Source organism: Kitasatospora sp. NPDC015121 (assembly GCF_055562955.1).
The window spans coordinates 45,516-57,859 of record NZ_JBVHEH010000003.1 but is presented as its reverse complement, the minus strand read 5'-3'; the positions used below and the strand labels follow the sequence as shown (position 1 = coordinate 57,859).

Genomic DNA, 12,344 nt, shown 5'->3' with positions numbered 1-12,344 from the left:
AGCGCCATGTCCCGTCACCTGCTGTCCGTCGGCCCTACGACCGTCCCCGCGCCGCGGGGCAGCGACACCGCCGTCCAGCGCGACTGGACGTCCGCCGCTCCGGCGGTCGAGCCCCTGGCCTTCGCCGGGCTCCGCCTGGTGCACGCCGCCGTCCGGCGCGACCTGGCCCGGTTCCCGCAGGCGCTGCGCCTGCTCCAGCCCGACGACCACGAGACCGCCCAGGCGCTGAAGCGGCACTGGGACTTCCTCACCGCCATGGTCACCTGCCACCACGAGCAGCAGGACACCCGGCTCTGGCCGGTGCTGCGCCGCTTCGCGCCCGAACTGCGGCTGCTGCTCAACTGGCTGGAGTCCGACCACCACAACCTCGACCAGTGCTTCACCCGCACCACCACCCTGGTCGGCATCGCCACCCGCGACCCGGCCAGCTCCTGGCCGGTCTCCTACGCGGTCGAGGAACTGGCCGCCCGGGTGGAGACCCACCTGCGGATCGAGGAGCGCCAGCTGCTGCCCCGGATGGCCGGCGTCTTCCCGCCCGGCTCCCGGATCGGCACCCTGCCCGAACTGCTCGACCTGCTGCGCTTCGCCGACGGCCCGTCCGCGTCCGACGCCCTGGTCTGGCTGCTGGAGGGCGTCGAGCCGGCGCAGGTCGACCGGCTGCTCGCCGACTGCGACGACGAGACCGTGCGCCACTGGCCGCACTGGCGCGACACGTACGCCCGCTGCACCGACCTGCTGTGGGGGCCGGCCGGTCAGTGAGGTGCGTCCCGGAGCCGTCCGGGACGTGAGCAGCACGACCCGGGCCGGAATGTCCCGGCGGGACTCGTGTCCCGCCGGGACATTTTCAGTAGTACGGTGGGGGCATGAGCAGCGAGCAGCCCGCACCCCCCGGCGCCTCCCCGGAGGGAGGAGCCGGACGGCGGGGCCGCAAGACCCGCCGGACCCGCGAGGCGCTGGCCGCCGCCGCGCTGCGCCTCACCCTGGAGCACGGCCTGGCCGCGCTCGCCGTCGAGGACGTCACGGACGCCGCCGACGTCTCCCGGCGCACCTTCAGCCGCCACTTCGCCTCCCGCGAGGACGCCGTGCTGGACTGCCTGCGCGCCGACTTCGCCCGGATCAACGAGGCCCTGGCCGCCCGCCCCGCCGCCGAACCGCCGGTCGCCGCCTACCGGGCCGCCGTCGCCGCCTGGGTGCGCGACCCCGACCCCGAGCACCCCGCCTGGCACCGCCGGCCCGGCATGCGCGACCTGTTCGTGCTGATCGACGAGGAACCCGCGCTGACCGCCGCGTTCCGACGGATCGCCGTCGCCGAGGAGGAGCGCTCGATCCGGCTGGTCGCCGCCCGGCTCGGCCTCGACCCGGAGACCGACCTGCGGCCCGCCGTCGCCGTCGGCCTCGGCGTCGCCGCCCTGCACGCCGCCACCCGCACCTGGGTGCGCGACCCCGCGGGCGACCTGCCCGCCCTGCTCGACCGCGCCTTCACCCTGGCCGCGGCCGAACCCCCGAACTGACCGGCCCCGTCGGCCGGTCGGGAACCGCACCACCCGCGCCCACCCCTTCGCGCGGCGCACGAGAGGAACCAGCCATGACCACCCAGGAGTTCGCCGGACGCACCGCCCTCGTCACCGGAGCCGCCTCCGGCATCGGCCTGGCGACCGCCACCCTGCTCGTCGAGCGCGGCGCGAACGTCGCCGTCGCCGACTACGACCTCGACGGCGCCCGCGCGGCCGCCGACGCGCTCACCGCCGCCGGCGCCGCCAGCGGTGCGAAGGCGCTGGCCGTGCGGGTCGACGTCACCGACCCGGACTCGGTGCGGGCCGCCGTCCGCGCCACCGTCGAGGGCCTCGGCCCGCTCAGCCTCGCCGTCAACAACGCCGGCATCGGCGGCCCGGTCGCCCCCACCGGCGAGTACGACCCGGAGGCGTGGCGCCGGGTGCTGGCCACCAACCTGGACGGCGTCTTCTACTCGATGCGCTACGAACTGCCGGAGATCCTGGCGGCCGGCGGCGGCGCGATCGTCAACATGGCCTCCATCCTCGGCACCAACGGCTTCGCCGGCTCGCCCGCGTACGCCGCCGCCAAGCACGGCGTGGTCGGACTGACCAAGACCGCCGCCGTCGAGTACGCCCCGCAGGGCGTGCGGGTCAACGCGGTCGGCCCCGGCTTCATCGACACCCCGCTGCTCAAGGACACCGACCCGGCCGGCCGTGAACTGCTGATCTCCCTGCACCCCGCCGGGCGCCTCGGCCGCGCCGAGGAGGTCGCCGAGCTGACCGCGTTCCTGCTCTCCGAGCGGGCGTCCTTCGTCACCGGCAGCTACCACCTGGTCGACGGCGGCTACGCCGCCCGCTGAACCGCAACGAAGCGGGGGGACCGTCACCCGGGGGGACGAGCGCGAAGGAGCGTCGCACGCATGAAGGCAGTCCAGTACCGCACCGTCGGCGGCCACCCCGAGGTGGTCACCGTCCCCGATCCCGAGCCCGGCCCCGGGCAGGTCCTGCTGAAGGTCACCGCCGCGGGCGTCTGCCACTCCGACATCGCCGTGATGAGCTGGCCGGCCGAGCAGCTGCCGTTCCCGCTGCCGCTGACCCTCGGCCACGAGGGCGTCGGCACCGTCGCCGCGCTCGGCGCGGGCGTCACCGGCCTCACCGAGGGCGAGTCGGTCGCCGTGTACGGCCCGTGGGGCTGCGGCGGCTGCGCCAAGTGCGCGGAGGGCAAGGAGAACTACTGCCTGCGCGCCACCGAGCTCGGCATCATGCCGCCCGGGCTGGGCGCGCCCGGCGCGATGGCCGAGTACATGGTCGTCGACGACCCGCGGCACCTCGTCCCGCTCGGCGACCTCGACCCGGTGCGCACCGTCCCGCTCACCGACGCCGGGCTGACGCCCTACCACGCGATCAAGCGCTCGCTGCCCAAGCTCGTCCCCGGCTCCACGGCGGTCGTCATCGGCACCGGCGGCCTCGGACACGTCGCGATCCAGCTGCTGCGGGCGATGACCGCGGCCCGGGTGATCGCGCTCGACGTCACCGAGGAGAAGCTCGCGCTGGCCCGCGCGGTCGGCGCGCACCAGGCGGTGCTCTCGGACGACGCGGCGGCCGGCAAGGTCCGCGAACTCACCGCCGGACTCGGCGCCCAGGTCGTCCTCGACTTCGTCGGCGCCCCGCCCACCACCGCCCTGGCCGGCCGGCTCGCCGCCGTCGAGGGGGACGTCACCATCGTCGGCATCGGGGGCGGCACCCTGCCGGTCGGCTTCGGCGCCCTGCCGTACGAGGTCTCCGTGGCCTCCCCGTACTGGGGCAGCCGCGCCGAGCTGATCGAGGTCCTCGACCTGGCCCGGGCCGGCGCGGTCGACGTGCACGTCGAGACGTACGGCATCGACGAGGCGCCGCTGGCCTACGAGCGGCTGCACGCCGGGAAGATCAACGGGCGGGCGGTGATCCTGCCGAACGGCTGACGGGCGGCCGGACGGTTCGCGGGTGGCGGCTCCCGCCTTCGGGCGGGGGCCGCCACGCCGTCGCGTCACCGGGGCTGCCGGCGCCAGGTCCTACACTCGGCCGGATGGAGACCTACATCGCCTTCCTGCGGGCGGTCAACGTCGGCGGCCGCACCGTGAAGATGGACCGGCTGCGGGAGCTCTTCGCGGGCCTCGGGCTGGAGGGGGTGCGGACGTACATCCAGAGCGGGAACGTCTTCTTCCGCAGCGCGGAGACCGACCGGGCGGCGCTGGCGGCCCGGATCGAGGCGGAGCTCGCGGTCGGGCTCGGCTACCCGGTGCCGGTGGTGCTGCGGACGGTCGACGAGGTCGAGGCGGTGCTCGCCGCCGAACCGTTCGCCGGGGTGGAGCCGGGCGAGGACAAGCGGCTGTGCGTGCTGTTCCTGTCCGAGCCGCTGCCGGACGAGGTCATGGCCGCGCTGCCGGTCGTCTCGCCGAAGGGGGACTGGGAGATGGTCGGCGCCACCCCGGGCGAGGCGTTCGTGGTGATGCACGTGCGCAACGGGCGGCTGAACGGGAACCCGGCCACCGCCTTCCCCAAGGCGTACCGGGGGCAGGCGACGTCGCGGTTCTTCCACACCACCGGGAAGATCGTCGCAGCGGCCCGGAAGGGCTGAGGGGAGCACCGGCACGACGCCCCGGCGGGGCGGGGGCGGTGTCGTGACGGGGTGTCAGGATGCGTCCATGACGGCGACCGACACCGCTCCGACCGACACCGCTCCGACCAGCTACCTGCGGCTGGCGGCCCGCCTGCACGAACTCGGCATGGTGGGCGCCGAGCGGCTCGCCGAGGCCCGCGCCCACCTCGCCGACTTCCCCGAGCCGCGCCCGGCCCGGCGCACCGAGGAGCTGGTGGAGGTCTTCGCGCAGTGCGGCCTGGCGTTCGCGGTGCACGGGGAGGACGTCGACGAGGCCGAGTCGGCGTACGCCTGGATCCTGGACGAGGCCGCCTCGGCGCTCGGGCCCGGCACCGTCGTCGACGGGGTCGAGCTGATCGGCGAGCCCGGCGGCTCCCGGGAGCTGCGGTTCCGGGTGAACGGGGCCGACCGGTCCTGGTGGGTCGAGCAGGAGTCCGACGACTACCTCGACCAGGCCGCGGTCCGCGACGGCATCGCGGACCTGCTGCCCGGCCCCGCCGCGGACCCGCGGGTCTTCCACCGCGTCCGCGCCCTCGACGTCTGCGACGACGAGCACTACCTGCTCGCCACTCCGGAGCACGCCGCCCTGCTGCGCGACGAGTTCGGCCTCCGCCTCGAAGTCCGCGGCCCCGACGGCCGACGGCTCGCCGACTGACGCGTCCGGGGCCGGGTTCGGGTACGCGGTCAGTGTGGGAAGCGGCGGGCCGGACGGAGGCGGGGCAGCTCCTCGCGGAAGTCGGCGATCACGGAGGCGATCTCCCGGGTCGTGCCGGTGCCCTCCAGCCGGTCCAGGTAGAGGTTGCGGGCGGCCAGTGCCTCGACCGTGGTGCCGAAGTACAGCGCCATCAGCGGGTTGACGAACGGGTCGCTGCCGGGGACGCGCTCGGCGAGCCCGACGTCGCCGAACCCGCCGCGCAGCGCCGCCGCCACCGATCCCTGCACGATGCTGGGGCGCTCGGGCGCGTCGGCGCGGGCGTGGGCGACGGCGTCCAGGTAGTGGGCGGCCTCGGGGGAGTCGGCGGGGACCGAGAACGCGCCGAGGTAGCCGCCGTCGCGCTGGAGGGCGGCGAGGTTCTCCAGCACCAGGCCGTGGCTGACGCCGTGGTGGGCGTCGATCCCGAAGCCGAGGCAGGCGACCAGGCGGGTCGGTACGTTCCGCAGTCCGGCGACGGCGGCCAGCGAGGCCATGTCCTCCTCGGGGGTGCCGAGTCCGGCCTCGTCGCCGCGCAGCAGGATGTCGGTGCCGCCGTCGACCAGCAGGATCGCGTCCACGCCCAGGCGCCGGACCAGGGCGCGGTAGGCGGCGCGCAGCGGCTTGACCCCGACCGGGGCGAACGCCCAGACAGTGTCCGGCAGGTGGTGCGAGCGCAGCCAGCGGGCCAGTGAGCGTTCGGGGAACTTCGGCTCGGCGGAGCGGGTGTCGGGCGTGATCCGGGCCAGGTGCGGTCCTTCCCAGGCGGCGCCGTCCAGGCCGTAGTGGTGGGTGAACGACAGGTTGGCCAGGTGCACTTCGCGCCCGGCGGCGCGCAGCGCGAGGGCCAGCGGCAGGCCCGCGTACACGTCGTGGCCGCCGCCGGCACCGGCGATCAGGATCCGTTCGGCGGCCAGCAGACGGGTCAGCAGCGGCGGCTGGAGGAGGCTCGGGGTGGTCACCGGGCGGACGGTAGCAGCCGCCGGCGGTCGGAGCGGAGGGGTTTTCGGCGCTGCCCGGAGCCAGGGGTCCGCGCCCGGGTCCGGGGGCGGGCCCGGGGCCGGGGCCGGGGCCGGGGTGCGCGGTCAGTGCGGGAAGGCGCGGGGCGGGCGCTGGCGGGGCAGGGAGTCCTGGAAGCGGCCGATGGCGGAGGCGACCTGGCCGAGCAGCACGGTGTGCTCCAGCCGGTCCAGGTAGAGGTGGCGGGCGGCCAGCGCCTCGACCGTGGCGCCGAAGTACAGCGTCATCAGCGGGTTGATGAACAGCGCGCTGTCGCCGGTGCGTTCGGTGAAGCGGGCGTCGCCGAACTCGCCGCGCAGCGCGGCGGCGATCGAGCCGTGCACGATGCTGGGGTGTTCCGGGCACTCGGCGCGGGCGTGGGCGACGGCGTCCAGGTAGTGGGCGGCCTCGGGGGAGTCGGCGGGGATCGAGAACGCGCCGAGGTAGCCGCCGTCGCGCTGGAGGGCGGCGAGGTTCTCCAGCACCAGGCCGTGGCTGACGCCGTGGTACGCGTCGATCCCGAACCCCAGTGCGGCGACCAGGCGTTGGGGCACCTCGGTGAGTCCGGCGACGGCGGCCAGCGAGGTCATGTCCTCCTCGGGGGTGCCGAGTCCGGCCTCGTCGCCGCGCAGCAGGATGTCGGTGCCGCCGTCGACCAGCAGGATCGCGTCCACGCCGAGCAGGTCGACCAGGGCGCGGTAGGCGGCGCGCAGCGGCTGCACCCCGGTCGGCGGGAACGCCCAGACGGTGTCCGGCAGGTGGTGCGAGCGCAGCCAGCGGGCCAGCGAGCGCTCCGGGAAGTACCGGTCCGCGGAGCGGACGTCCGGCGTGATCCGGGCCAGTTCGGGGGCCGCCCAGACCTCCCGGTCGAGGCCGTACAGGCTGCTGAACGAGAAGTTCGCCAGGTGCACTTCGCGCCCGGCGGCCCGCAGCGCGAGGGCCAGCGGCAGCCCCGCGTACACGTCGAAGCCGCCGCCCGCGCCGGCGATCAGGATCCGTTCGGCGGCCAGCAGACGGGTCAGCAGCGGCGGCTGGAGGAGGCTCGTCACCAGCGGAAGGTACCAGCAGGGGCCGGGGCGGGGGCCCTCAGCGGAGTGCGCGGAGTTCGCGGAGGACGTCCCGGGCGTCGGCGAGGTCCTCGGGGGTGGGGGCGTCGTCCTGGGTGAGGCGGGTGCGCCAGTAGCCGGTGGCGTGGAGGGCGGCGCGGGGCAGGCCGCGGTCCTCGGTGAGGTGGCGGCGCAGGGCGCGGACGGTGCCGGCCTCGCCGGCCAGCCAGGCGCGGCCCGGGGCGGCCGGGAGGGTGGCGGAGCGGAGCGCGGCGAGCAGCCGGGCGCCGTGCGGGGCGTCGCCCCGGTGGATCCAGTGCGTGGTCAACTCGCCGAAGCCGAGCAGGGGTTGCTCCTCCTCGCGGTCGGCCACCTCGATCCAGGCGTGGGCCCGGGCGCCGGCCGGGAGGGCCTCGACCAGAGTGCCGAGGGCCGGCAGCGCGGACTCGTCGCAGGCGAAGAGCAGCGGCCGGTCGCCGTCCAGCGGGAACGGGCGGGCGAACTCGGGCGAGGGGCCGAACATCGCGAGCTCCCGCCCCGGCCGGGCCCGCGCGGCCCACGCGGCGGCCGGGCCGCCCGTGCCGTCGGCGCCGTGCAGGACGAAGTCGACGTCCACGGTGTGGAGTTCGGCGTCGTGGGCGCGGAGGGTGAAGGAGCGCATCCACGGGCGCTCGGCCTCCGGGACGGCGTGGCAGGCCCCGTACCAGTCCATCAGGGACCGGCCGGGGGCCGGGGCGGGGAGGACCGGCCGGTCCTGGCCGGGGCGCGGGAAGTACAGCTTGACCTGCTGGTCCGGTCCGGCGAGGGCGAACTCGCCGGGCGGCAGGGCGAAGGTGACCCGCGCCGTCCGCGGCGTGGGCCGGTGCACCGAGACGACGGTCAGACGGCGGATCGGCAAGTCGGACACGGGCGCTCCCGGCAGGTGAGGACGGACTGCTTCCGGACCCGTCCAGCCTGCCGGGGGCCGCTCACAGCGCGCTGTCAGGCCGCTGTCACCGCCGCCGGGGGCGCCGGGGAGGGGCCGCCGGGGGAGGGGGCTCAGTGCGCGAGGACGTCCTTCAGCGCGTCCGGGGTGCGCCCGATCACGGTGTAGCCGTCGTCCGCGGTGATGATCGGCCGCTGGATCAGCTTCGGGTGCGCGGCCATCGCCGCCACCCAGCGCGCCCGGTCGCCCTCCTCGCGGCCCCAGGAACGCAGGCCCAGCTCCTTGGCGACGGCCTCGTCCAGCCGGGCCACGTCCCACGGCTCCAGGCCCAACCGGCCCAGCACCTCGGTGAGTTCGGCGGCCGTCGGCGGATCGTCCAGGTAGCGGCGGACGGTGTACCCCACGCCCGCCGCGTCGAGTTCGCCGAGGGCGGTACGGCACTTGCCGCACTGCGGGTTGATCCAGATCTCCATGGTCGTCCACCCTACCCAGCCGCTCCCGCCGGGCCGGGAACCCCGGTGCGCGGCCCGGCCGTTGCGAGGAGGACGTGGGAGACATCCGGACACGGGGGGAACCGTGCACGACGCCGTCGTGGCGATGGAGATCGTCGAGGACCTGGTCGGCCCGGCGGGCCGGGCCGACCCCTACCCCCGGTACGAGCGGCTGCGCGCCCTCGGGCCGGCCGTGTGGGCGGGCGGCGGCACGGTGGTGGTGACCGGGTACCGGGAGGCCGAGGAGGTGCTGCGCACGCCCGGCTTCCTGGTCGAGGACGGACCGATGCGGGCCGCCGCCGACCCCGGCTTCCCCGACCACCCCGGCGAGCACCTGCTCGCCCCGTCGATCCTGCAGCGCAACGCGCCCGACCACGGCCGGATGCGCGCGCTGATCGCCTCGGTCTTCACCCCGCGCCGGGTCGCCGCGCTGGCCCCCGCCGTCACCGCCGCCGTCGACGACCTGCTCGACGGCCTGGCCCGGGTCGGCGCCGATGGACCGGTCGACTTCCTGGACGCGTTCGCGTTCCGGCTGCCGGTCGGCGTGATCTGCGAACTGCTCGGCGTCCCCGCCGGGGACCGGCACCTGTTCCGCCCGCTCGCCACCGACCTGACCGTCACCCTGGAGTTCGGCCCGGACGAGGCCGAGCTGGCCGCCGCCGACCTGGCCGCCGTCCGGCTCTCCGACTACTTCGCCGACCTGGCCGCCGAGCGGCGCGCCGACCCGCGCGACGACCTGGTCAGCGCCCTGGTGCGGACCGCCGACGCCGAACCCGAACGGCTCTCCGACCGCGAACTGATCGCCAACCTCGCCCTCCTGCTGGTCGCCGGCTTCGAGACCACCGGCAACCTGATCGGCAACGCCCTGGCCCGCCTGTTCGCCCACCCCCGGGCCGCCGCCGCCCTGCGCGACGGCACCCTCGACCCCGGCCCCCTGGTCGACGAGGTGCTGCGGCACGACTCGCCCGTCCAGCTCACCTCCCGGCTGGCCGGCCGGTCCGGCCTCACCGTCGCGGACCGGCCCGTCGCGGCCGGCACCCAGGTCCTGCTGCTGCTCGGCGCCGCCAACCGCGACCCGCGCCGCTACCCCGACCCGGAGCGCTTCGACCCCTGGCGCTACCAGCCGGACGACGGCCGGGAGCCCGCCGGGCGGCCGCTCAGCTTCGGCAGCGGCCCGCACTTCTGCCTCGGCGCCCGGCTCGCCCGCCTGGAGGCCACCACCGCCCTGCCCGCCCTGCTGCGCCGCTTCCCCGACCTCGTCCCCGCCGGCCCGGCCCCCCGCCGCACCCGCCTGGTGCTGCGCGGCCACCGGACGCTCCCGGTCGCCCTCGCCCCGGCCGGGCGGTGACGCAGCTCACGGCACACCCCGGCACCCGGCCGGAACAGGCCGAAGGTCCCGAACCGTCGGGACCTTGGCAAGCGGTGACCGGCCCGCGCCGCACGCGACCATGGAGGCAGCGTCCCACCCGCCCCGGCCGCCGAGGAGGTCAGCATGGCAGCACCGCCCGCCCCCGACGTCCGCCCGGCCGATCCGGTCGACCCGGTCGATCCGGTCGATCCGGTCGATCCGGTCGATCCGGTCGATCCGGTCGAGTCGGTCGAGTCGGTCGAGTCGGCCGCTCCGACGGGGCCGGTCGCTCCGGCCGGGCCGGTCGATCCGGCGCCTCGGCCACCGCTGGACCCCCGCCCCGCCACGCCGTCCCCCGGCGGGGCCCGCTGGGAGGCCGCGATGGCCGCCGCGCTGCGCACCCCGACCTGGGTGCGGATGCTGCCCGTCCTGCTGGTGGTCGCCGACCTGGTGCTGGAACGCTCCATCCCGAGCTCCGTCGCGGCCGGCTTCCTGCTCACCGTGGTCCCGGTGGTCGTCGCGTTCAGCGCCGGTCCCGCGCTGGTCGCCGCCACCACCGCCGTCACCGTCGTCCTGCAGGCGCTGCTCGCCCAGCGCGCCGGACACCTCACCGAGCAGCACCACCTGTGGACGTACCTGGCCACCGCGCTGGCCGGCACGGTGGGCGCCGGACTCGCCCGGCAGCGCCGCCGCCAGGCCCGCGACCTGGTCCGGGTGCGGGCCGTCGCCGACACCCTCCAGCACACCGTGCTGCGCCCCGTCCCGGCCCGCGCCGGGAGCCTGCGCACCGCCGGCCTCTACCACCCCGCGCAGGCGGACGTCGGCGTCGGCGGCGACCTGTACGAGGTGTGCGAGACCCGGTACGGCACCCGGATCCTGCTCGGCGACGTCCGCGGCAAGGGCCTGGACGCCGTCCGCACCGTCGCCGACGTGATCGGCGCGTTCCGGATCGCCGCCCACGAGACCGCCGAACTCGGTGAACTCGCCGACCAGTTGGACCGGGCCGTGCGCCGCGACGCCGAACAGTACGGCGACCGCGAACTGTTCGTCACCGCCGTCCTCGTCCAGCACCGCCCCGGCGCCGACCAGGTCCGGGTGGTCAACCGCGGCCACCTCAGCCCGCTGCTGCTCGCCCCCGGCCGGGTCGACGCCGTCCACTGCCCCGAGGACCTCCCGCTCGGCCTCGGCCACCTCGCCGCCGGCCCCGCCGAACCGCCCGCCACCGTCCCGCTGCCGCCCGGCCGGACCCTGCTGCTGCACACCGACGGCGTCACCGAGGCGCGCGACCGCGCCGGCGCGTTCTACCCGCTCGCCGACCGCCTCACCACCCTGCCCGCCACCGGACCGGAAGCCGTGGTCGACTTCCTCGACCACGACGTCCGCCGCCACGCCGGCACGCTCACCGACGACGTGGCGGTGCTGGCCTTCGCCACCACCGGGTGAGCGAGCCCGGCGGGCGTCACGGCCCGTTGGTGACCGCGTTCTGGATCGCGCCGACCGTCAGCTGGTGGTCGGCCAGCACCCGGTCGTACGTGCCGTCCATGATCAGCCGGTTCATCGCCCGCATCAGCACGTCGCGCAGCTGGGCGTCCTCCTTGCGCAGCGCGATCCCGAACGGGCGCGGCTGGATCTGCGGGCCGCCGATGTCGAACAGGGCGCCGTTCCCGGCCGTCTGCACCGCGTACGTCGCCTTCGGGTAGTCGGTGATGTACGCGTCCGCCGTGCCCTGCAGGTTCTCGATCGCCGCCTTGTCGCTGTCCGTCTCCATGATCGTCAGCGGTCGCCCGGCCGGGTCGCAGACCGCCTTCTGGCGGGCGGCCAGGTCGGCGTGGGTGGTGCCCTTCTTGACCGTCACGGTGTGCCCGCAGAGCCGGTCGATGTCGGTGATCTGCTTCGGGTTGCCCTTGTCGACGGCGATGCCGATGCCCGCCATGAAGTAGTCGACGAAGTCCACGCCCGCGTTGACCTGCTTGCCGTCCTTGTCCAGCCCCTGCTCGCGCTCCCGGGTGTCGGTGATCCCCGACATCGCGATGTCGTACTTGCGCCCCAGCAGCCCCGGCAGCACGTTCGCGAACACCCCCGCGTCCTGGAACTCCACCCGGACCCCGAGCAGCTCGCCCAGCTTCTGTGCCAGGTGCGGGTCCAGGCCGTCCGGTTCGTTGCGGTCGTTGCGGTACACCACCGGCGCCGCCGTGAACGACGACCCCACCGTGATCACCCCCGCCTTGCGCACCCGCTCCGGCAGCAGCGAACGCAGGTCCGCCTGGTCGCCCGAACCGCCACCGATCCCGATGACGCCGCAGCCGCTCAGCAGCAGCGTCCCGCCCATCAGGGCGGCCAGCGCGCTGCGCCTCCGCCCGGTCAACTGAGCCATAGCCGTCTCTCCCCGTGGTCGACGCGGAACACGACAAGCCCAGGGACGACGGCCGGCACGGCGGCATGGCGACGGAACGCGACATGGCGGTACCGAGGAAGACCCCTCGGCCGGCCGCCGTTCCGGCTAGATCGTTCCGACTATAGCCAGCATGGTCACGTCAGCCCAATGCCACCCGGCAACTACGGTGTGTCAGAGCCGCCGTGACGCCCGATCAGCCCCGGTCGGCCCCGATTCGTCCGTGCGGCGCGGATCGTGCCGCCGGGGTCGGGGACGGGGATGCCGAGACCGTTCAGCCGGGAGACCAGAGTGGACGGGGAGCAGGGGAACGCCTGGCAG

General features: G+C 75.7%; 13 protein-coding genes. 8 read left to right on the top strand and 5 right to left on the bottom strand.

Annotated elements, in window-relative coordinates:
* Nucleotides 1-6: 6 nt before the first annotated feature.
* The 6 genes from ACZ3J7_RS04275 to ACZ3J7_RS04250 all read left to right on the top strand — a co-directional run bounded on the left by ACZ3J7_RS04275 (nucleotide 7) and on the right by ACZ3J7_RS04250 (nucleotide 4,786).
* Nucleotides 7-759 (top strand): hemerythrin domain-containing protein, encoded by a 753-nt coding sequence (locus ACZ3J7_RS04275; protein ID WP_465616695.1) that lies wholly within the window; start codon nucleotides 7-9, stop codon nucleotides 757-759.
* Between the two features lie 104 nt (nucleotides 760-863).
* Nucleotides 864-1,511, top strand: a complete 648-nt coding sequence (locus ACZ3J7_RS04270; protein WP_465616693.1) for a TetR/AcrR family transcriptional regulator — start codon at nucleotides 864-866, stop codon at nucleotides 1,509-1,511.
* A gap of 74 nt (nucleotides 1,512-1,585) precedes the next feature.
* Nucleotides 1,586-2,353, top strand: coding sequence for an SDR family NAD(P)-dependent oxidoreductase (locus tag ACZ3J7_RS04265; RefSeq protein WP_465616691.1), 768 nt, complete (start codon nucleotides 1,586-1,588; stop codon nucleotides 2,351-2,353).
* Between the two features lie 60 nt (nucleotides 2,354-2,413).
* Complete coding sequence (locus ACZ3J7_RS04260) at nucleotides 2,414-3,454, top strand: NAD(P)-dependent alcohol dehydrogenase (protein ID WP_465616689.1); 1,041 nt, start codon at nucleotides 2,414-2,416, stop codon at nucleotides 3,452-3,454.
* Nucleotides 3,455-3,558: 104 nt separating this feature from the next.
* Nucleotides 3,559-4,110: a DUF1697 domain-containing protein gene (locus tag ACZ3J7_RS04255; protein ID WP_465616687.1), complete on the top strand. Its 552-nt coding sequence runs from the start codon at nucleotides 3,559-3,561 to the stop codon at nucleotides 4,108-4,110.
* Between the two features lie 67 nt (nucleotides 4,111-4,177).
* Nucleotides 4,178-4,786, top strand: coding sequence for a hypothetical protein (locus ACZ3J7_RS04250; protein WP_465616685.1), 609 nt, complete (start codon nucleotides 4,178-4,180; stop codon nucleotides 4,784-4,786).
* A gap of 29 nt (nucleotides 4,787-4,815) precedes the next feature.
* Here ACZ3J7_RS04250 and ACZ3J7_RS04245 read toward each other — a convergent pair whose 3' ends face one another.
* The 4 genes from ACZ3J7_RS04245 to ACZ3J7_RS04230 all read right to left on the bottom strand — a co-directional run bounded on the left by ACZ3J7_RS04245 (nucleotide 4,816) and on the right by ACZ3J7_RS04230 (nucleotide 8,265).
* Entirely contained in the window at nucleotides 4,816-5,784 is a 969-nt protein-coding gene (locus tag ACZ3J7_RS04245; protein ID WP_465616683.1) for a DUF1152 domain-containing protein, read from the bottom strand.
* Nucleotides 5,785-5,907: 123 nt separating this feature from the next.
* Nucleotides 5,908-6,870 carry a DUF1152 domain-containing protein gene (locus ACZ3J7_RS04240; protein WP_465616681.1) on the bottom strand — a complete coding sequence of 321 codons (963 nt, stop codon included), beginning with the start codon at nucleotides 6,868-6,870 and terminating at the stop codon, nucleotides 5,908-5,910.
* Between the two features lie 37 nt (nucleotides 6,871-6,907).
* Complete coding sequence (locus tag ACZ3J7_RS04235) at nucleotides 6,908-7,774, bottom strand: siderophore-interacting protein (protein ID WP_465616679.1); 867 nt, start codon at nucleotides 7,772-7,774, stop codon at nucleotides 6,908-6,910.
* 131 nt (nucleotides 7,775-7,905) lie between these two features.
* The gene (locus tag ACZ3J7_RS04230; RefSeq protein ID WP_465616677.1) at nucleotides 7,906-8,265 is read right to left on the bottom strand and encodes an arsenate reductase family protein; all 360 of its coding nucleotides are present in this window, start codon (nucleotides 8,263-8,265) and stop codon (nucleotides 7,906-7,908) included.
* Nucleotides 8,266-8,368: 103 nt separating this feature from the next.
* On the opposite strand from ACZ3J7_RS04230, the gene ACZ3J7_RS04225 reads away from it, so the two are divergent.
* Nucleotides 8,369-9,631, top strand: a complete 1,263-nt coding sequence (locus ACZ3J7_RS04225) for a cytochrome P450 (protein WP_465616675.1) — start codon at nucleotides 8,369-8,371, stop codon at nucleotides 9,629-9,631.
* A 144-nt stretch (nucleotides 9,632-9,775) separates the two neighbouring features.
* Nucleotides 9,776-11,074, top strand: coding sequence for a PP2C family protein-serine/threonine phosphatase (locus ACZ3J7_RS04220; protein WP_465616673.1), 1,299 nt, complete (start codon nucleotides 9,776-9,778; stop codon nucleotides 11,072-11,074).
* A 16-nt stretch (nucleotides 11,075-11,090) separates the two neighbouring features.
* Here ACZ3J7_RS04220 and ACZ3J7_RS04215 read toward each other — a convergent pair whose 3' ends face one another.
* Nucleotides 11,091-12,005: an ABC transporter substrate-binding protein gene (locus tag ACZ3J7_RS04215; protein WP_465616671.1), complete on the bottom strand. Its 915-nt coding sequence runs from the start codon at nucleotides 12,003-12,005 to the stop codon at nucleotides 11,091-11,093.
* Nucleotides 12,006-12,344: the final 339 nt, after the last annotated feature.